This is a genomic window from Bradyrhizobium sp. LB8.2, assembly GCF_040548035.1.
GTDB lineage: Bacteria > Pseudomonadota > Alphaproteobacteria > Rhizobiales > Xanthobacteraceae > Bradyrhizobium.
In genome coordinates this window covers 61,303-80,680 of record NZ_JBEPQV010000017.1, presented here as the reverse complement: position 1 = coordinate 80,680, position 19,378 = coordinate 61,303, and the positions used below count along the sequence as shown (strand labels likewise).

The 19,378-nt window shown below is 64.8% G+C and carries 20 protein-coding genes; 9 read left to right on the top strand and 11 right to left on the bottom strand.

From position 1 onward, the window contains the following. The first annotated feature begins 79 nt into the window (after positions 1–79). Positions 80–373 carry a GYD domain-containing protein gene (locus tag ABIB06_RS21120; RefSeq protein ID WP_247348584.1) on the top strand — a complete coding sequence of 98 codons (294 nt, stop codon included), beginning with the start codon at positions 80–82 and terminating at the stop codon, positions 371–373. 57 nt (positions 374–430) lie between these two features. Here ABIB06_RS21120 and ABIB06_RS21115 read toward each other — a convergent pair whose 3' ends face one another. The 4 genes from ABIB06_RS21115 to ABIB06_RS21100 are packed head-to-tail and all read right to left on the bottom strand — an operon-like array spanning position 431 to position 4,026. Continuing rightward, complete coding sequence (locus ABIB06_RS21115) at positions 431–1,387, bottom strand: tripartite tricarboxylate transporter substrate-binding protein (protein WP_247348582.1); 957 nt, start codon at positions 1,385–1,387, stop codon at positions 431–433. Between the two features lie 51 nt (positions 1,388–1,438). Beyond that, positions 1,439–1,810: a cupin domain-containing protein gene (locus ABIB06_RS21110; RefSeq protein ID WP_247348580.1), complete on the bottom strand. Its 372-nt coding sequence runs from the start codon at positions 1,808–1,810 to the stop codon at positions 1,439–1,441. A 26-nt stretch (positions 1,811–1,836) separates the two neighbouring features. Continuing rightward, a complete protein-coding gene (locus tag ABIB06_RS21105) occupies positions 1,837–2,475 on the bottom strand; it encodes an RraA family protein (protein WP_247348578.1) in 639 nt (212 codons plus the stop codon). A 27-nt stretch (positions 2,476–2,502) separates the two neighbouring features. Beyond that, positions 2,503–4,026: an AMP-binding protein gene (locus ABIB06_RS21100; protein ID WP_247348576.1), complete on the bottom strand. Its 1,524-nt coding sequence runs from the start codon at positions 4,024–4,026 to the stop codon at positions 2,503–2,505. 209 nt (positions 4,027–4,235) lie between these two features. Between ABIB06_RS21100 and ABIB06_RS21095 the strand changes: the two genes are divergently transcribed. Next, positions 4,236–4,868: a hypothetical protein gene (locus ABIB06_RS21095; RefSeq protein WP_247348574.1), complete on the top strand. Its 633-nt coding sequence runs from the start codon at positions 4,236–4,238 to the stop codon at positions 4,866–4,868. A gap of 42 nt (positions 4,869–4,910) precedes the next feature. Here the strand turns inward: ABIB06_RS21095 and ABIB06_RS21090 are convergent, their stop codons facing one another. Together ABIB06_RS21090 and ABIB06_RS21085 are read right to left on the bottom strand one after the other, a co-directional pair. Next, positions 4,911–5,114: a hypothetical protein gene (locus ABIB06_RS21090; RefSeq protein ID WP_247348572.1), complete on the bottom strand. Its 204-nt coding sequence runs from the start codon at positions 5,112–5,114 to the stop codon at positions 4,911–4,913. 28 nt (positions 5,115–5,142) lie between these two features. Next, positions 5,143–6,150, bottom strand: a complete 1,008-nt coding sequence (locus ABIB06_RS21085) for a 2-dehydropantoate 2-reductase (RefSeq protein ID WP_354069217.1) — start codon at positions 6,148–6,150, stop codon at positions 5,143–5,145. Positions 6,151–6,312: 162 nt separating this feature from the next. On the opposite strand from ABIB06_RS21085, the gene ABIB06_RS21080 reads away from it, so the two are divergent. Both ABIB06_RS21080 and ABIB06_RS21075 read left to right on the top strand, forming a co-directional pair. Then, positions 6,313–6,927 (top strand): YidB family protein, encoded by a 615-nt coding sequence (locus ABIB06_RS21080; RefSeq protein ID WP_247348569.1) that lies wholly within the window; start codon positions 6,313–6,315, stop codon positions 6,925–6,927. Between the two features lie 27 nt (positions 6,928–6,954). Then, positions 6,955–7,227 carry a GlsB/YeaQ/YmgE family stress response membrane protein gene (locus tag ABIB06_RS21075; RefSeq protein ID WP_247348566.1) on the top strand — a complete coding sequence of 91 codons (273 nt, stop codon included), beginning with the start codon at positions 6,955–6,957 and terminating at the stop codon, positions 7,225–7,227. A gap of 193 nt (positions 7,228–7,420) precedes the next feature. Here the strand turns inward: ABIB06_RS21075 and ABIB06_RS21070 are convergent, their stop codons facing one another. Beyond that, positions 7,421–8,206, bottom strand: coding sequence for an SDR family NAD(P)-dependent oxidoreductase (locus tag ABIB06_RS21070; protein WP_247348560.1), 786 nt, complete (start codon positions 8,204–8,206; stop codon positions 7,421–7,423). Positions 8,207–8,455: 249 nt separating this feature from the next. Here ABIB06_RS21070 and ABIB06_RS21065 point away from each other — a divergent pair, with 249 nt between their 5' ends. From ABIB06_RS21065 to ABIB06_RS21055, 3 genes are read left to right on the top strand one after another with little or no spacing between them, the layout of a single operon-like run. Then, positions 8,456–9,520, top strand: coding sequence for an acyl-CoA dehydrogenase family protein (locus tag ABIB06_RS21065; RefSeq protein WP_247348557.1), 1,065 nt, complete (start codon positions 8,456–8,458; stop codon positions 9,518–9,520). 17 nt (positions 9,521–9,537) lie between these two features. Continuing rightward, positions 9,538–10,698, top strand: a complete 1,161-nt coding sequence (locus ABIB06_RS21060; protein ID WP_211400069.1) for an acyl-CoA dehydrogenase family protein — start codon at positions 9,538–9,540, stop codon at positions 10,696–10,698. Positions 10,699–10,737: 39 nt separating this feature from the next. Continuing rightward, positions 10,738–11,556 (top strand): enoyl-CoA hydratase/isomerase family protein, encoded by an 819-nt coding sequence (locus ABIB06_RS21055; protein ID WP_247348555.1) that lies wholly within the window; start codon positions 10,738–10,740, stop codon positions 11,554–11,556. 34 nt (positions 11,557–11,590) lie between these two features. On the opposite strand, the gene ABIB06_RS21050 is transcribed toward ABIB06_RS21055, so the two are convergent. From ABIB06_RS21050 to ABIB06_RS21035, 4 genes are all read right to left on the bottom strand, one after another. Further along, the gene (locus ABIB06_RS21050; RefSeq protein ID WP_247348552.1) at positions 11,591–13,705 is read right to left on the bottom strand and encodes an acetate--CoA ligase family protein; all 2,115 of its coding nucleotides are present in this window, start codon (positions 13,703–13,705) and stop codon (positions 11,591–11,593) included. An 88-nt stretch (positions 13,706–13,793) separates the two neighbouring features. Next, on the bottom strand, positions 13,794–14,543 hold the full coding sequence (locus ABIB06_RS21045; protein WP_247348549.1) for a VOC family protein: 750 nt from the start codon (positions 14,541–14,543) through the stop codon (positions 13,794–13,796). A gap of 2 nt (positions 14,544–14,545) precedes the next feature. Beyond that, positions 14,546–15,337 (bottom strand): enoyl-CoA hydratase, encoded by a 792-nt coding sequence (locus ABIB06_RS21040; RefSeq protein WP_247348547.1) that lies wholly within the window; start codon positions 15,335–15,337, stop codon positions 14,546–14,548. A gap of 130 nt (positions 15,338–15,467) precedes the next feature. Continuing rightward, a complete protein-coding gene (locus ABIB06_RS21035) occupies positions 15,468–16,673 on the bottom strand; it encodes an ABC transporter substrate-binding protein (RefSeq protein WP_247348544.1) in 1,206 nt (401 codons plus the stop codon). A gap of 224 nt (positions 16,674–16,897) precedes the next feature. Between ABIB06_RS21035 and ABIB06_RS21030 the strand changes: the two genes are divergently transcribed. Then, entirely contained in the window at positions 16,898–17,746 is an 849-nt protein-coding gene (locus ABIB06_RS21030) for a thermonuclease family protein (RefSeq protein WP_354069226.1), read from the top strand. A gap of 133 nt (positions 17,747–17,879) precedes the next feature. Next, positions 17,880–19,271, top strand: coding sequence for a M48 family metalloprotease (locus tag ABIB06_RS21025; protein WP_247348541.1), 1,392 nt, complete (start codon positions 17,880–17,882; stop codon positions 19,269–19,271). The last annotated feature ends 107 nt before the right edge of the window (positions 19,272–19,378 follow it).

Below are 19,378 nucleotides of genomic sequence, written 5' to 3'. Positions count from 1 at the left end.
CGTCTCAGCCGCCGTGGCAAACTCGGCGCAGTTTCCTCAAGCGAGAATTGTATCTGGGTTCTAACCAGGGAGGACGACCATGGTAACCTATGTCGTGCTGGGGAACTTCACTGATCAGGGAGTCCGCAACGTCAAGGACTCGCCGAAGCGGGTCGACGCTTTCAAGGAAATGGCCAAAACGTTCGGCGTGACCGTGAAAGAGATCGTCTGGACGCAGGGACGATATGACGTTGTGACCGTTCTCGAGGCTCCAGATGAGGCTGCCGCAATGTCGCTCAGCCTTAGTCTCAGCGCGCTTGGCAATGTCCGCACCGAAACGCTGCGCGCGTTTTCGGCAGCAGATATGACAAAGATCGTTGGCAAGATGCTCTGACGTTCAAGCCCGCGCCAGCGCACCGGACCTGGGATGGCAATCCCGGGAAGGGGCCTCTCACGCCCTGATATTATTGTCCTTCACCACCTTGCCCCAAGTGGCGACCTGCTTGTCGAAGAAGGTTTTGAAGGCGAGGCCGTCCTCGAGCAGCAGCGTCATCTGCTGGGTCTCCTTGAGCTGCGCCGCGGTCGCGGGCTCGCTCAGGATCTCCCTGGACGCCGTCGCGAGGGCTGCGACGATGTCAGGCGGCGTACCCGTGGGCGCGAAGATGCCCCACCATGCCAGCGTCTCGAAATCCGGAAAGCCCGCCTCGATCGCGGTCGGCGTATCCGGCAGGCCCGGCAGCCGCTCGCGGCCGAGTTGCAGGATCGGACGCAGCATGTTGGTGCCGAGCTGCGCTGCGACCAGCGCCGCCGATCCCGCGATCAGATCGACATGGCCGCCGAGCACGTCGTTCATCGCGGGACCGCCGCCGCGATAGGGCACGTGCATGATCTCGACGCCGGCCTTGTTGCCGAGCACGGTCATGGCGAGATGGCCGAGCGTGCCGATGCCGACGGAGGCATATTTCACTGCGCCGGGCGTCGCCTTGCAGGCCGCCACCACGTCGGCAAAGCTCTTATAGGGACGGCCCGCACCGGCCGCGATCACGTAGGGCGCGGTGCCGACCAGCAACACCGGTATCAGCTCGCGCTCGACATCAACGGGCGGCTTGTCGAGGATGGACGGGATCACCGCGTGAGAATCGAAGGTGACCAGGAACGTGGAGCCGTCAGGCGGGCTCTTGGCGACCTGCGCCGCGCCGAGCGCGCCGGCGGCGCCCGACTTGTTCTCGACAATGACGATGCGATTGAGCTTGGTTTGCAGATGGCTCTGGAGCAGCCGCGCCATCGCATCGGTCGATCCGCCCGGCGGAAACGGCACCACCAGCGTGATTTTTGAGGCCTGTGCGCTTGCCGGTGCCATCGCGAGGATGGCGGGCGCAGCCAGCAGCGCCCGTCGTGTGATCGTCATGTTGTCCTCCCTGTTTTGCCTTCGCGCTTTGCTTTTTTGCTTGTGAGCGCTTTAAGCCGTTCCGAAACCGGACCCCGCTTTTCTGTATTCTGGCCGCGGTGGACTAAAGATGTCCAGCACGCGGGCGCCGTCGGGGCCGGCGCGCATGGTATGCGGCACATTACCGGGCGTGCGCCAGAAATCGCCCTTCTTCACGGGAATCTCTTCGTCGCCCTGGACGCGGATCGCGGAGCCGTCGAGCAGCACGCCCCATTGCTCCTCGGGATGATGGTGCAGCGTGCCCTCCGCATGCGGCGCCAGCGTCACCACCGACAGCATCGCCTGCTCGCCGGAGAAGATGCGCGTGGTCACCCCTGCCGCGAGTTCGCGAAGCAGCCCGTCGCCGGTATCGTCGAGATTGTGGAATTCCTCTTTCTGGCTCACGCCATCCTCCCCTTCTTTTTTTCTGATCAGGATTTTCCATACGAGCCCTGATAGCGGCCCTCGCGGATCGCCTTCAGCGTCTCCTCCTCGCGCGCGACCTGGGCCCGCACCGCTTCCAGCAGCGCCGCGGCACCGGCGGCGGGAAACGACACCACGCCGTCCTCGTCGCCGACCACGATGTCGCCGGGCGAGATCACGCTGCCGCCGATCGAAACAGGCAAATTGATCTCGCCGGGGCCGTTCTTATAGGGACCGCGGTGGATCACCGCGCGGGCGTAGCAGGGAAAGTCGTCGGCCGCGAACGCCGCAACGTCGCGGATCGCGCCGTCGATCACATAGCCTTCGGCTTTGCGCCACTGCGCGATAGTCTTCATGATCTCGCCGACCAGCGCCCGCGTCTCGTCGCCGCCGCCATCGACCACGATGACGTCGCCCGGACCGACCAGTTCGAGCGCGCGGTGGATGGCGAGATTGTCGCCGGGCCGGGTGCGGATCGTGAAGGCCGTGCCCACCAGCTTGCCGCCGCGATGATAGGGCTTTAGCCCGACGGCACCCGGCAGCCGGGCGAGATTGTCCGAAATGACCGAGGTCGGCGCACCGCGAAAACCCTCGATGATCTCGGCCGGCGGCTTCGGCACAGAGTTCGCAGCGATGGTGATGGTCATGATCGTCAGTCCTTCCCGTGAATTGTCTTACTCGGCGCGCGCCCGCGCCTGCGCCTGCGCCGGCAGGATCCGGAAGGCGCGCCCCTCCTTCATCCACGCCGCGCGCTCATCGCGCAACAGCGTGCGGCGAACTTTACCGGAATCATCGCGCGGCGGGGCGCTGACGATCTCAAAGCTCTCGGGATGCTTGTAGCGGCTCAGCCGTTCCTTCAGGAAATCCGCCATGCCGTCGGCGATCACCTGACCGTCCGCGTCGCCCTCCGGCTCGATGATGGCGTGCACGCGCTGGCCCAGTTCCGGATCGGGCAATCCCACCACCACGCAGGAGCGCACGCCGGGACACTCAGAGACCGCGGCCTCGATCTCGGCCGGATAGATGTTGGCACCTCCGCGCAACACCATGTCGGCAAGGCGGTCACCGAGATAGAGATAGCCTTCCGCATCCAGCCTGCCGATGTCGCCGAGCGACTCCCAGCCATCCGCGCGGCGCTTCGGCTCGGCGCCGAGATAGTGATAGGTCGCGTCCTTGCCGTCATTGTTGAGGAAATAAATCTCGCCGCTCTCGCCCGGCGCCACGTCGTTGCCGTCCTCGCCGACGATGCGCAGGCGCGCCATCTCGCCGATCTTGCCGACCGAGCCCTTGTGCGTCAGCCATTCCGTGCCGGAGATGATGCATGAGCCTTGCCGCTCGGTGCCGCCATAGAGCTCCCAGATCCGCTCAGGCCCGAGCCAGGCGATCCAGTTTTCCTTCAGCCAGGGCGGCATCGGAGCGGCCATGTGGAAGACGGTCTGCAGGCTCGACACATCGTAGGCATTGCGCACGTGCTCCGGCAGCGCCCAGATCCGGTGCATCATGGTCGGCACGAAATTGACCCATTGCACGCGCTCGCGCGCGATCTGTCGCAGCGCCTCCTCGGCGTCGAACTTGACGAGGCCGGTGAGCTGGCCGCCGGTAAACAGCGCGTAGTGCGACACGATGAACGGCGCATTGTGGTAGAGCGGACCGGGATTGAGCAGCGAGACCCCGAAGGGGATGTTGAGCGGCGGCGCGGCGGCCGTGTCGGTCACCGCCGGCTGGTGATCGAGGATCACCTTCGGCCGGCCGGTCGAGCCACCGCTGGTCATGGCTTTCCAATAGCGCGCCACCGGTGCGGTGAGCGGCTCGTCGGAAAATCCTTCCGGTACGAAATCCGCGGGCAGACGGTTCGGCGCATTCCAGTCGGTTTCGCCGCCGACCACCAGCGCCGGCTTCAGGATGTCGAGCACCGCGGCGGCTTCGCCGCGCGGCAGGCGCCATGACAGCGAGGTCGGCGTCGCGCCGCATTTCCACACCGCAAAAGAAGTCTCGAAGAATGAATTGCCGTTGGGCAATCCGATCGCGACGAAATCACCGGGCTTGACGCCCTTGGCCGCAAACGCCCGTGCGCGCCGGTTGGCGCCGCGCTCAAGCGCGTCCCATGTCAGCGTGTCCTGCCCGTGACGGACGGCGATCGTGCCTTGAGGTTTGCGCTCGGCGTACCAGCGCGGCACATCGGACAAGGGCAGCAGCATCAGGCGTTTCCACTTCGTCTTCTTGGCGTCGCCAACGAGGCAACCGCAGGATGAAGTGACGCTGTGACTCCTGCGCCACGTCAAGCAAAAAATGTCAGCATCGCAGCCATGAATTTCCCGGGTTCCATGGGTGACAAGCCGGCCATAAAGGGGCAAAAATCCGACCCGACTCAGTTCGGGTTGAGTTTTGCAAGGAATGCTCTCGTAGAATGTCGGACGTAGTTGCATCGCGTCGTGCGGCGCTTGTCTTGGCGGCAGCAGGATTTTTCCTGCTGGCGCCGTCGCATGCCCAGGCACAATGGTGGAAACGCGCGCCTGTTGACTTCGAGGCATGCGCCGACGCCGCCGAGAAAGCCGCGACCAAGACCGAGAAAACCTCCGCGCTCGCCGACTGCAACGCGAAATTCGCCGGCCGGCGCAAGGCCGGCGGCGGCTACTCCTATTACGACTTCCTCCAGGACCGCAGCTTTGACATCGCCGGCCCCAATCCGACGCCGGAGGAGCAGAAGAAGATCGACGAATCCTACACCGCCTATCTCGCCGTTCAGCGCCGCAGCAATGAAGCCGCCCAGGCGGTCGCGCGCCAGCAGCGCGAGCAGCAGGAACAACAGGCGCAACAGCTCCAGCGGGTCGCGCTGCAAACCGAGGTCGAGCGTGTGCCTGTGCCGGTCGAGCGGCCGAAAGTGCAGCAGGCCGCCATCGGCGACGCACGGCCGCGGCCGAAGGGCGCGCCCTGCACCAAGGGCTCGTTCTCCTGCGAATGGCCGCGGCTGTCGGATGGATTGAATGATCTGAAGAAGCTGTTCAGCCCGACGCCGAGCAAGCCCGCGAAGAAGGGCTGAGCTAGCCACAGCCGTCATTGGATGGAGATCCGTCTCCCAGCCTCAGTTCGTCCGCTTCGTCTTGCTGCGCTTCGGCTTGACCACCGGTGCGGTTGCTGCGGGTGAGCTACCCAACTGTGAGCGGCTTTCCTTCAGGCGTGCGTCATAGCCGGGCGAATTCGTGACGGTCGGCGGCCTTGCCTGGGCAAACGTGGAACCTGCGCAGAGGGCGGCCAATGCGACCCCGATCGTCAAATAGCGTTTCATCGCAATTCTCCCGTCGGCCGGCGTGAGCTCATGCAACGCCGTGGATCAGCTGCGGCGTCAGCCGCGGCGGGCCCTTGCCCGCGGCCTCAGCCTCGTTGATCAGCGCAACAATGCGGCGCGACAGCGGCACGTCGATGCTGTTCTGTTCGGCGAGCGCGATGATCGCGCCCTGGAGATAGTCGATCTCGGTCTTGCGGCCCTGCTTCAAATCCTGCCACATCGAGGAACGCGCCTCGGGATCGATCTTCATCGTCCTTCCCAGGATCAGGTTGAAGATCGGATCAGGCAGTCTCAGCAAGGTCGGCATCCAGGACGACGGGATCGGCGTCGCCGAGACCGGAGTGATGCCGGCGGCTTTCATCGCGGTCAGCCCCTCCGCCATCTGATCGGCGAACAGCCTTCGCCAGCCGCGGTTCGCCAGTTGCGCGGCGAGCGGCACATCGGACAAGGCGCTGAGCGCATTATTCAAATTGATGATCAGCTTGCCCCATTGCACGCCTGTGATGTCGCGGCTCGCGTGCATGACGAGCCCCGGCGCCGACAGCGCTGCGGCCGTGTTCGCCTCGTCTTCGCCAACATGAATGTCGCCGGAGGTCGAGCGGTGGAAGTGGCCCTCGCCCATCCCGATCACGTTGAAAGGCACCATGCCGGCGATTACGCGGCGGCCGCCGAGGCGCTCGCGCAGCACCGCGACATTGCCGACGCCGTTTTGCAGCGAGACGATGACGGCATCCTGCGGCGCATGCTGCGCGATCTGCTCCGCGACACCGGCCGTGTCGGCGCTCTTCACCGTGACCAGCACGATACCGGCGCTGTGGAAGATCGCGGGATCTTCCGACAGCGCAAGTTGGCCGGGGTCGAGCTTCTTCTCGGAGCCGTCGAAATCGGTCAGAAGCAGGCCGAACCGTTCGATCTCGGCCTTCACCCGCGGCCGCACCAGCAGCGCGACGCGGCGGCCGCCAGCCGTCAGCATGCCGCCGACGAAACATCCGATGGCGCCCGCGCCGGCCACCACGATCGGTCGATCCGTCATCACCTCGCCTTGCTCCCCGAATGGCCGGCCTTCGATAGCAGAGGCGAGGCCTGCTGCCCATCGCGCCGCATCCGCCTTGTAACCGTCATGAGAGCCTCATATGTTTTTGCCCGGGGGCCGATCAGCGGCGAGAGCTCGCCGACGAGAACGCCAAAGGAGAGCACCATGGGTCTACTCGATGTCCTCAACGGCATGCAGAACGGCCCGCGCGGCCCCAGCACGCCAAGCTCTGAGAAGTCCTCGGGCGGCATGTCGCCGATGACCATGGCGCTCCTTGGCCTGCTCGCCTGGAAGGCGTTCAAGCACGTGACCGCGGGCCAGCCCGGCGCGGCACCGCAGCAGTCCCCGACGCCGACGCACCTGCCCCCGCCGGTGAATGCGGGTGCTGGCGGCGGACTTGGAGGTGGTCTTGGAGGCGCACTTGGCGGAGGCGGCGGCCTCGGTGACCTGCTCAAGGGCGGCCTTGGCGGCCTGCTCGCGGGTGGCGCGGCCGGCAGCGTGCTCAGCGGCGGTCTCGGCGATCTCCTCAACCAGCTTCAGCAGGGCGGCCACGGCGAGGCCGCCAATACCTGGGTCGGCAAGGGCGAGAACAAGGCGATCGCGCCCGGCGATCTCGCCAACGCGCTCGGCGCCGACCAGATCGAGAGCCTGTCCGCCCAGAGCGGCCTGTCGCGCGACGAGTTGCTCTCCGGCCTCAGCCAGTATCTGCCGAAGGTGATCGACCATCTGACGCCGGACGGACGGCTGCCGACCGAAAACGAGATCTCGGGCAGAATCTGATTTGAGTCAAACGAGGGGAGCACGGACATGAGCATGGGTGGCTTGTTGTGGATCATCGTCGTCGGCTTCATCGCCGGCCTCATCGCGCGCTGGCTGGCGCCGGGACCGAACAACCCGAGCGGCTTCATCCTCACCACCATCCTCGGCATCGTCGGCGCATTTCTCGCGACCTTCGTCGGCCAGGCGATCGGACACTACAGTCCCGACCAGGGCGCCGGATTCATCATGGCCACCATCGGCGCGGTGGTGGTGCTGTTCATCTGGCACCGACTGGTCGCGAGTGGCGTGATCAAGGGGTAGCCCGCCGTCGCTTTGCAGCGTGGCCTGCCAAGAAATTCAGTGTCGTCCCGGCGAAGGCCGGGACCCATAGCCACCGAATTTGGTTTGGCGAAGATCGGTAGTTGTCGATTTCGAACGACAACCACGGCCTGTGGTTATGGGTCCCGGCCTGCGCCGGGACGACGGTTGTGTTTGCCGCGCTAGCGGAGCGAGCTCACGTAATCAAATGCATCCCCGCATCCATGCGCACGACCTCGCCGGTCATGTTGCTGGAGGCAGGCATCGCCAGGAAGCAGACGAGCTGGGCGATGTCTTCCGCTGATGACGCGACCTTCAGCGGCACCTTCGCCACGACGCTGTCGCGCACCTGCTTGGCACCCGCCTCGCCGCGGCCCTTGGTGAACCAGGGCGTGTCGATATAACCGGGACACACCGTGTTGACGCGGATCAGCGGCGCCAGCGCGCGTGACAGCGACAGCGTCATGGTGTTGAGCGCGCCCTTGCTCGCGGCATAGGCGATCGACGAGCCGACGCCGCTGATGCCGGCGACCGAGGACACGTTGACCACGGCGGACGGCCGCTCCGAGGCTTTCGCGCCGGCCTCGAGCAGGCTGCGTGCCGCACGTACCATCTGGAACGGGCCGATGGTATTGACGCCGTAGAGGCGCTGGAAATCTTCCGCCGACAATCCATCGAGATCGGCATGGGCGACATGCTTGGTGGTGCCGGCGTTGTTGACGAGCACGTCGAGCCGGCCCCAGCCGCTGGCTGCCGCGACGATCTTGCGGCAATCGTCATCTTTCGAAACGTCGCCCTGCGCGACCAGAACTTCCGGCGAGCCCGCCTTGCGGCAAAGCTCCGCGGTCGCCTCCGCTTCCTTCTGGCTCGAGGAATAGTTGATGATGAGCCGCGCCCCGCTCCGTGCGAGAATTTCCGCGGTCGCAGCGCCCAGGCCGGAGGCGGACCCCGTCACGATTGCGCACAAACTGTCCTTTGCCATCCTGATTTCCTTCCAATGTCTTTGATGCAAGCCTGAGGTAGCTGGTCTTGTTTAGCGAGTTTGCCGCGCCCTGCAAATCAGCAAACTCCGCTAAGCGGAATTAGCTTATCGCCCATGCCCGCGCCGCAGGTTGACCTGCGATCAACGCTTGTCAGGGCCATGGCTTTTTCCGATCATCCGGCGCAAGAAGAACCTGCGCGCCCTGCCCTTTCGGGCCGGATGCGCCAATGGCAAAACACGGGGAACGCTGTGGCGGAGAGTTACAATATCGTCGTCGAGACCGCGGAGAAGATCTTCGCCGATCTCGCCGATCCGCAGACCGTCAACAACGACAAGAAGGATTCGTGGCAGGCGCCGCTGTGGCACGCGCTGAGCGAAGCCGGCCTGCCGCTGTCCTGGGTGCCCGACGATCTCGGCGGCTCCGGCGCGAGCCTTGCCGACGGCTTTGCGCTGCTGAACGCCGCCGGCCGTTTCGCAGTCGCGGTTCCCCTGGCCGAGACCATGCTGGCCGGCTGGCTGCTGGCGCAGGCGAAGATTCCTTCCCCAGAGGGAGAGATGACGCTGCTGCCGGCCTCGCCGAAGGACCGGATCACGCGCGACGCCGACGGCGCGCTCTCCGGCCGCGCCCGCGGCGTTCCGTTTGCGAAAGCGGCAAAGCACTTCGCAGTGCTGGCACACGGCAAGGACGGCGCTGCGATCGCGCTGGTCGACGCCAGCAAGGGGCGGATCGAGACCGGGCTCAATGTCGGCTATGACCACAGCGACACCGTCACGCTCGACAAGGTGCAGCCCGTCACCATCAAGCCCGCCCCGAAGGGCTTTGACCAAACCACCCTGATGCTGATGGGCGGCGTCGCGCGCAGCCTTCAGATTGCGGGCGCGCTGGAAGCGATGCTCGACATCTCGGTGCGCTATTCCAACGAGCGCGTCGCCTTCGAGAAGAAGATCTCCAAATTCCAGGCGGTGCAGCACAACCTCGCCCGCCTCGCCGGCGAGTCGGCTGCTGCGCTTGCGGCTGCGACCTCCGCGGCCGACGCCATCGCCAATGCAAAGTCGTTCGACGACGCGGTCTACCTCGAAGCCGCCTCGGCAAAAATCCGCTGCGCGGAAGCTGCGGAAAAGGGCGGCGCCATCGCGCATCAGGTGCATGGCGCGATCGGCTTCACCCTGGAGCACATCCTGCATCGCTATTCGCTGCGGGCGCTGGCCTGGCGCGACGATTTCGGTTCGGAGAGCCATTGGGCCGTCGAGCTCGGCAAGCTGGTCGCAAACCGCGGTGCCGATGAATTGTGGCCGCTCGTGGCTTCGCGCTGATCAGGGACGAGACAACAATGACCGCTGCCCTCCGTTTCGATCCGATCCGCCTGCCTGAAAAATGCGAGCAATTGCGCAAGGAAGTGCGCGCCTTCCTCGCGGAGGAAATCGCCGCCGGCACTTTCGATCCGCATAAGCCGAACCGCGAAGACACCGACGCGCCGGAATTTTCCCGCCGGGTCGGCGCCAAGGGCTGGCTGGGCATGACCTGGCCGAAGAAATATGGCGGCCAGGAGCGCTCGTTCCTCGAACGTTACGTGGTGACCGAGGAAATGCGCGTGGCCAATGCGCCGACACGGCGCTTCTTCGTCGCCGATCGCCAGAGCGGGCCGGTGCTGCTGAAATACGCCCCGGAAAATATCAAGATGGACATCCTGCCGCGCATTTGCCGCGGCGAGATCTGCTTTGCGATCGGCATGAGCGAGCCGAACTCCGGCTCGGACCTGTTCGCCGCGAAGACGCGCGCGACCAAGACCGACGGCGGCTATCTCATCAACGGCACCAAGATCTGGACCTCGTCGGCGCACATCGCCGACTACATGATCGCGATCTTCCGGACGTCGCAACCGACCAAGGAAAACCGCCGTCACGGCCTGACGCAGTTTCTGGTCAAGATGAAGCAGCCGGGCATCCAGGTGAACCCGATCGGCCAGATCACCGGCCAGTACGAGTTCAACGAGGTCGTCTTCACCGATTTCTTCGTGCCTGACGATCACGTGCTCGGCGAAGTCGACGGCGCCTGGAAGCAGGCGACGAGCGAGCTAGCCTATGAACGCTCGGGCCCCGAGCGTTTTCTGGAGACCTATTACGTGCTGACCGAGCTGGTTCGCGCGGTCGGCCCCAATCCGGACACGCGCAGTGCCGAAGGCATCGGCCGGCTGGTGGCGCAGCTCCACACCATGCGGCGGATGTCGGTCTCGGTTGCCGGCATGTTGCAGGCCGGCAAGGAGCCGGTGGTGGAAGCGTCCATCGTCAAGGACATCGGCACGGTGTGGGAGCAGCAGCTGCCGCACCGCGTGCGCGATCTCGCCGCCTTCGTCGAGGAGACCGCGACCAACCGCGAGACGCTGGAGCGGCAGCTCGACTTCGCCATCAAGACCGCACCGAAACTCACCATCCAGGGCGGCACCACCGAGGTGCTGCGCGGCATCATCGCCCGCGGACTTGGTTTGCGCTAGGCGCGCGGACCTGGTTTGCGCTAACTCTTCGAGGACATCATGAGCACCTATAAAGATATCGGCGTCGAGAAGGTCGGGCATGTCGGCACCATCGAGATTCGTCGCCCGCCGCTGAACTTCTTCGACATCTCGTTGATCAACCAGATCGCGGATGCGCTCGACGAATTCGATCGCGACATCGAGATCCGCAGCTCGGTGCTGTCCGCGCAAGGCAAGGCGTTCTGCGCCGGCGCCAATTTCAAGGACCCGGCGCGACAGGCGCAGGAGGCGCGCGAAGCCGAGAAAACCGCCAAGGGCGATCCGGCCGACAGCCTCGGCGCGATCAACCATCTCTACATCCAGGCGGTGCGCATCTTCCGCGCCAAGAAACCGATCGTTGCAGCCGTGCAGGGCGCCGCCATCGGCGGCGGGCTCGGGCTCGCGGTGTCCGCGGACTTCCGCGTCACCTGCCCCGAAGCACGCTTCTCCGCGAACTTTACAAAACTCGGCTTCCATCCCGGCTTCGGCCTGACCGTGACGCTGCCCGAGCTGATCGGCAAGAACAACGCCGAGCTGATGTTCTACACCAGCCGCCGCGTCACCGGCCAGGAAGCGGTCAAATGGGGCCTCGCCAACGAGCTGGTGCCGCAGGACCAGGTCAAGGCGGCCGCACTGAAGCTCGCCGGCGAGATCGCCGAATGCTCCCCGCTCGGCCTCGTCTCCACCCGCGCGACGATGCGCGCCGACTTGGCCGACCGCGTCATGGCCGCGACCAATCACGAGCTCGAGGAGCAGACCCGGCTGCGCGCGACGGAGGATTTCAAGGAAGGCGTGAAGGCCACGGAAGAACGGCGTGTGGCGAATTTCAAGGGGCGGTGATTGCGCTCTTCCTTCTCCCCTTGTGGGAGAGGGATTAACCCCGCCCCACCACCAGCGCATCGACGATCGTGACGCCCTGCCCCTCCGGGTGCACGTGCACCGGGTTGAGCTCGATCTCCGCGATTTCCTCTGCATGCCGTGACGCAAGCACGGAGATGTCGGCAATCAGTTGCGACGCCGCCGCGACATCCGCCTTCGCCGCTCCCCGAAAACCATTCAACAACGGCGCGGCCTTCAGGCTCGCCAGCATCGCGCCGGCTTCTTTCGCGCTCACGGGCGCCGGGCGGTAGACGACGTCGCGGAACAGCTCCGTGGTGATACCGCCGAGGCCGACCATCACCATCGGGCCGAAGGTCTTGTCCGTCATCGTGCCGATGATGATCTCGACGCCTTTCTTCGCCATCGGCGCGACCAGCACGCCTTGAATTACGGCATCCGGCCGGTGCTTGCGCGCATTGTTGAGCAGCGCTTCGAACCCAAGAAACACCTCGCCCTTGGTGGTGATATTGACGCGCACGCCGCCGACCTCGCTCTTGTGCGCAATGTCCGGCGACTGGATTTTCATCACCAGCGGGAAACCGACGCCCGCGACGGCCGCGTCCAACTCGTCCTTCTCTTTCACCAGCACTTCGGCCGGCAGCACAACGCCGGCGGCGCGAAGCAATTCCTTGCTGTCGGCCTCGGACAGAACCGATGAAGTCAGATGCGCCGAGAGATCGCGCGCGGGCAGCTCCGCCCCATCCGCCGGCTTCTGCAGTTTGAAATTGGCGTAGTCGACCAGCTGCCGCATCGCCACACCGACATGAGTCAGACCGGACAGCACAACGACGCCGGATTTGGCAAGCTCGTGCCGGGCGAAGTCCGACGGCACCGTATAGGAGTAAAACACCACGGGCTTGTGCTGCGCGGCCAATACCGGCTTCAGCTCCGCTTCCCTGAAGGGCTTGCGCACCTCGCTCGACAGCGACAGCAAGACCAGAATTGCATCGACCTCGTCCGAAGCAGTCAGCAGATCAACGCTCTTTTGCAAGCCCCCCGACGTCACGCCTTGCGCTGTGACGTCGATCGGATTGCGCGCGGTGCCGTAGGACGGCATCAGCGTCTTGATCTCCGCCTGGATTTTTCCGGAGAGCTCCGGCACTTGCAAGCCTTGCCGCGCCACGGCATCGGCGCCCCAGATGCCGGCACCGCCGGAGACGGTGACCACGGCGACGCGATCGCCTTTCGGCAACGGATTGCTCGCAAGCACTGCTGCGATCGTCAGCGCCTCGTCGAGATCGTTGGAGACGATGAAGCCATATTTGGCAAACACGGCGTCGTAGGCCGCCGACCACCCGGCCATGCTCGCGGTGTGCGAGGCGGCCGCGCGCATCCCGGCGCCGGAGCGGCCGACTTTTGTCACGATGACAGGCTTCTTCAGCTCGGCTGCCCGGCGCGCTGCCGCGAGAAACTTGTCGACGTCGCGAATGCCTTCGATGAACAGCAGGATCACGTCGGTCGCGGCGTCCTGCACCATGTAATCCAAAAATTCACCGGCCCCCAGATCGGATTCGTTGCCCGCACTGACGACATAGCTCACGGCAATGCCGATCGCCTTGGCGCGGTGATAATAGGCAAAGCCGATGCCGCCGCTCTGCGCGACAATGCCGATCCGTTTCGTCGTCGCGACCAGCGGCGCCACGCCCGGCTTGACGTCCACGGCGGGACTGAACGTTGCCGCCACACGCTGCATCTGGCTGAAAAAGCCCTCGGCGTTCGGACCGGAAATCCGCATGCCGGTGCGCCCGGCCAGCGCCGCGATCGCGTCCTGCATCGCCGCGCTGTCGCCACCTTCCTCGGCAAATCCGGAGGAGATGATCACTGCGTTCCTGACGCCGGCGGCGGCGCATTGTTCGAGCGCGGCAAGCACGGCGCGTGCGGGAATGATGATGACGGCGAGATCGATCGGCGCGCGGATCTCCGTGATCGATTTGTAGCAAATGAGCCCGTCGATCTCGGCGTAGTTCGGGTTCACCGGGTAGATTTTTCCGGGATACTCGTTCTTGCGCAACATCGACAACAGCCGGCCGGGAATCTTCTCGTGATCGCGCGAGGCGCCGATCAACGCGATGCTTGCTGGTGCGAAGAAGCTGTCGAGCGGATGCGGCATGTGACGTTCCTTACTCGCCGGTAGCCGTCGCCCTTCGAGGCTCACCGAAGCGGCGAGCACCTCGGGGTGACGGATAACGATCAAGGGATCAACTGACGCGGAACGTCACCCCGCCGAGCAAAAACTCGTCGCCTGCAACCGCAAGCCCCTTTGCCTTGGCCGCATGCAGCACCTGTGCTTTGTCCGCAACCCGAAACTCCAGCCCGCTCATGATCTCGCCGGCGCCTTTGACGAAGCGGAAGGTCGCATTGGGCAGCTTCAATTCGGTATCGCCACTCGGCGCAACGCCGATGATCTTGCCCCAATGCTCGGCCAGCCCTGTTGGATCCGGGCTCTGCATCTCCACGCTCGTCAACGTCTGCGTCACGTCCTTGCGGATAAATTTCTGCCAGTCCGGCCCCGCCGGCGGATACGGCCCCAAAATGTCGTCGCTGCCCTCGGTGTGGTTGAACTCGATGAAGGCGGCGCGGCAGTCGCGGGGATGGAGCTGCACGCCGTGATAGGGCGCGTGGTCTATGACGTTGGCCGTGCGCACGCCAAGCGCGTTGGCGTTACAGCCGCGCTCGTCGGGATCGTTGCAGCAGAAGATCGCCATGTAGCCGCCGCGCCCGCCGCTCTTTTCGATGAAGCGACCGGCGGTGGTGCCGTCCTTGAACGGTGCGACGACCTCCAGCAGAATCGTGTCGACCGGAAGCAGCGCGTTCTCCAGGCCGTATTTTGCGACATTGCCGTCGCGATAGCAGACGGCGAGGCCCATGATTTCCGCGATGTCGGAGATGACAGGCGCGAGCTGCGGCGCGACCAGGCAAATCTGCCGCAGCCGCATATAGGGCGCCATCGTCATGCGCCCTTGAAGGTCGGCTTGCGCTTCTCGACGAACGCCTTTGCAGCCTCCTTGTGGTCCTCGGTGTCGCTGCAGCGGGTGTGATGGATCGCCTCGCCGTCGAAGCAATCTTCGAGCGCGAGATGCTCGGCATTGTTGATGTTGCGCTTGATGAAGCCCAGCGCAATGGAAGGGCCCTGCGCCAGCGACAGCGCCAGCTCGTGCGCGGCCGTGTCGATCTCGGCATCGGGGACGACCTTCGTCACCATGCCGATCGCATGAGCCTCCCTCGCGGTCAGGACCGGCGACAGCAAATAGAGCTCGCGCGCCCGCGCACTGCCGAGCAGCTGGGTGAGGAAATAGGTACCGCCGTAATCGCCGGAGAAGCCGACTTTTGCAAAGGCGGTGGTGATCTTGCAGGATTCGGAGACGATGCGGAGGTCACACGACAGCGCCATCGACAGACCCGCGCCGGCCGCGGCGCCATCGAGCTGCGCCACCACGGGTTTCGGCATCTGGTGCAGGATGCGCGACACCTCCATGCCGCGGCGCAGGTTCGCCATCTTCACTTCGAACGGCGGCGGCGCGCGTCCCTCCGCCATCGACTTGACGTCGCCGCCGACGCAGAAGCTGCCGCCCGCGCCTTTGAACAGCACCGCACGCACCTCCGGATCGTCCGCCGCGCGCCGCGCCGCCACGACCAGCCCGGCGACCATGTCCGGGTTGAGCGCGTTCTTCCGTTCGGGCCGGTTCATGGTGATGGTGAGCAGCCCGCCTTCGAGCTTCTGCAGGACCATGTCGTTGCTCATGGGACGTCTCCCTTGTTGTTGTTTGATAGAGCTTTGGCCACACCCGTCATTGCGAGGAGCGAAGCGACGAAGCAATCCAGACCGTCTCTGCGGAAACATCTCTGGATTGCTTCGCTCGCAATGACGAGCCTTATTTCTTCACCAGCGGGCAGCGCGACTGCTCCAGCGACTGGAACGCCTCGCTGCCGGGCACGGTGGCGAGCAGCTTGTAGTCGTCCCAGCGGCCCTTGGACTCCGACGGCTTCTTGACCTCGAACAGGTACATGTCGTGGATCATGCGGCCGTCCTCGCGGATCTTGCCATTTTTGGCGAAGAAGTCGTTGATCGGTGTCTCCTTCATCACCTTGATCACCGTCGCAGCGTCGGTCGTGCCGGCCGCCTTCACCGCTTTCAGATAGTGCGTCACGGAAGAGTAGACGCCGGCTTGCGCCGAGGTCGGCGGCCGCTTCATGCGCTCCTGGAAGCGCTTCGAAAACGCACGGGTGTCGTCGTTGAGATCCCAGTAGAAGGCTTCCGCAAGCAACAGGCCCTGCGCGGTCTCGAGCCCGATCGAGTCGATATCGGTCACGAAGGCGAGCAGCGGCGAGACTTTCTGACCGCCCTTGGTGATGCCGAACTCGGCCGCCTGCTTGATGGCGTTGACGGTGTCGCCGCCGGCGTTGGCAAGGCCAATCACCTTGGCCTTGGAGGCCTGGGCCTGAAGCAGGAACGACGAAAAATCCGACGTGTTGAGCGGATGGCGCACGCTGCCAAGCACCTTGCCGCCGGTCTTGGTCACGACGGCGCTGGTGTCCTTCTCCAGATCCTGACCGAAGGCGTAGTCGGCGGTCAGGAAGAACCAGGTGTCGAGGCCCGACCTCACGGCCGCGAGGCCGGTCACGTTGGCCTGGCCGTAGGTGTCGAACACGTAGTGAATGGTATAGGGACCGCAGGCCTCGTTGCTGAGGCGGATGGAGCCCGGGCCGTTGAACATGATGATCTTGTTGCGCGCTTTCGCGATCTCGCCGGCGGCAAGCGCGGTCGCGGAGGCCGCGACGTCGTAGATCATCTCGACGCCCTGGTTGTCGAGCATATCGCGGGCGATGTTGGCGGAGAGATCGGCCTTGTTCTGATGGTCGGCGGCCAGCACCTGGATCTTGCGTCCGAGCACCTCACCGCCAAAGTCCTCCACGGCCATCTTGGCGGCGGTCTCGCTGCCGGGGCCGGTGATGTCGGCATACAGGCTCGACATGTCGAGGATGCCGCCGATCTTCAGCGGCGGCTTGTCCTGCGCCTGCACGGCGCTCGCACTCAGCGCCAATGCGGCGGCAAAAATGCCCGACAAAACATGCTTCATCGAAAAAGACCTCCCTTATCGCGCCGTACTCTGATGGCGGCTTGGTTATTGCTCTTGGTTCTTGCTCTTGGCTAAAGCTGTTGCCGCAATCATGCCGCATGCACGAGAGCGCAGCAAGCGAAGGTGCGCTACGGGGACACGATTGGCGCGTACGTTTTCCGCAAAACGGAATGGCCGTGTGCGGCAAGATGCTTCCACGCCGTCCTTGTCTCGCTGCGCCCGCAATGACGGAGTGTAACGAAGCCTCTTCGCGACACGCCGCGCTTGAGTTAAGACTGGCGGGCAACGCAACCTCTCCGGGTCACGTGACGCAACGGCTTCACCTCATCGTCGCAATCCTTCTCGTCGCGGGTCGCAGCGCATTCGCGAGCCCGTGCCGGTTCGAGTCCCAAGGCGAAGGCCGCGTCGTCGCGATCGATGCGCGCAGCGTCCGTCTTGACGACGGCCGCGACATCCGCCTGAACGGCATTGAGCCGACCGCGACGACGAAGCAGGCGCTGACCGCGCTGCTCGTCGGCCGCGACGTGATTCTGCGCAGCGCTGACGACACGCCCGACCGCTATGGCCGGCAAGGCGCGCTGGTCTTTGTCGGCGAGAGCGACATCTCCGTGCAGGCGGTGCTGCTCGCTCAGGGCGACGCCATCGTCTCCGCCGAGATCACCGACAAGGATTGCGCGACCGCCCTGATGGAATCGGAGGCCGAAGCGCGGCGCCAAAAAAAGGGCAACTGGGCTGACCCGTCGGCCATAAAAAACGCGGAAAGTCCGGACGATATTTTGGCGGAGATCGGGCGTTTTGTGGTGGTCGAGGTCAAAGTCCTGTCGGTCCGGCAAGCTGGGGCAATAACCTACCTCAACTTCGGACGGAACTGGACGCGCGGCTTTGCCGTGACTATTTCAAAGCGGACACTACCGGCATTCGAAAGCGCCGGGACCGCTCTTAAGTCTCTGGAGAATAGACGTATTCGCGTCCGGGGCTGGGTCGAGGGGAATACGGGGCCGCGTATCGATGTACGCCTCGCGGGACAGGTCGAGTTGCTCGGCGCAAACGAGCCGACAGGGGTAGGGCCCTAAAAGGGCCAGGCACGGGTTAAGCAACGTGAATGGGGTGCTAGAACGGCACGGACGAGGCGAACGCCGCCGCCTGCGGGCAGCGCCGGCCGTGCTATGCCTTGTTCTGGGTTCAGCCCTTGCCGGCTGCGGTGACATGAACCGGTTCCAGACCGCCGCGGCACCGCCGATCGTGGCGATGCCCAAGCCGAAGCCGGCCGTCGCGCAGACCCCCGCCACCGAGAAGGAGCACGAGCGCATCCTGGCGAGCTATGGCGGCACTTACGACGATCCCAGGCTCGAATCGCTCGTGACCAAAACGGTCGACCGGCTGGTCGCGGCGTCCGACCGCCCCGACCAGGGGTACCGGGTCACGATCCTCAATTCCGGCGCGGTGAACGCCTTCGCGCTGCCGAACGGCCAGCTCTATGTCACCCGCGGCCTGCTTGCGCTCGCCAGCGACACCTCGGAATTGTCCTCCGTGCTGAGCCACGAGATGGCGCATGTGCTGTCCAAGCACGCCGCGATGCGCGAGGACCAGGCGCGCCAGGCCGCGATCGTCACCCGCGTCGTCACCGACATGAGCAACGATCCCGATCTCACCGCGCTCGCGCTCGCCAAGACCAAGCTGACCATGGCGAGCTTTTCGCGTAATCAGGAGTTCGAGGCCGACGGCATCGGCGTCGGCCTCTCCGCCAAGGCCCATTTCGACCCTTATGGTGCCGCACGTTTTCTCTCGGCGATGGAGCGCAATGCGGAGTTGAAAGTCGGAAAGACTTCGCTCGATCCGCGCGCGCAGGATTTCACCTCATCGCATCCGGCAACGCCGGAGCGCGTGCAGAACGCGCAGACTATCGCGCGGCAGTACTCAGCGCCAGAAGGCGCCGAGCGCGACCGCGAAACCTATCTCGCCGCGATCGATAACCTTGTCTACGGCGAAGACCCCAGCGAAGGTTTTGTCCGCGGCCGGCGCTTCCTGCATCCGAAGCTCGGCTTCACCTTCCAGGCGCCGGACAATTTTACGCTCGACAACACCGCGCAGGCCGTGATCGGCGTGCGCGACGGCGGCTCGCAGGCGATGCGTTTCGACGTCGTCCGGGTGCCGGCCGAGCAGTCGCTCGGCGATTACCTGAATTCCGGCTGGATGGAAGGCGTCGAGAAGGCGTCCACGGAGGACATCACCATCAACGGTTTCCCGGCGGCGTCCGCCACCGCCAAGGGCGACCAGTGGCAGTTCAAGGTCTATGCGCTGCGCTTCGGCAGCGACGTCTACCGCTTCATCTTTGCGGCACGGCAGAAGTCGACCGAGAGCGAGCGCAATGCGCGCGAGACCGTCAGTTCATTCCGCCGCCTGACGCTCGACGAGATCCAGGCCGCGCGCCCCCTGCGCATCAAGGTCATCACCGTGCAGCCCGGCGACACCGTGGAATCGCTCTCCCACCGCATGGCCGGCGTCGATCACCCGGCCGAACGTTTCCGCGTGCTCAACGGCCTCGATCGCAACGCTCAGGTGAAGGTGCGGGATCGCGTGAAGGTCGTGGCGGATTGAGGCTGCAGTAGGATGGGCAAAGCGAAGCGTGCCCACCATTCTCGACGCGATGTTTGCGGATGGTGGACACGGCGCTACGCGCCTTTGCCCGCCCTACAAGCCGCTTG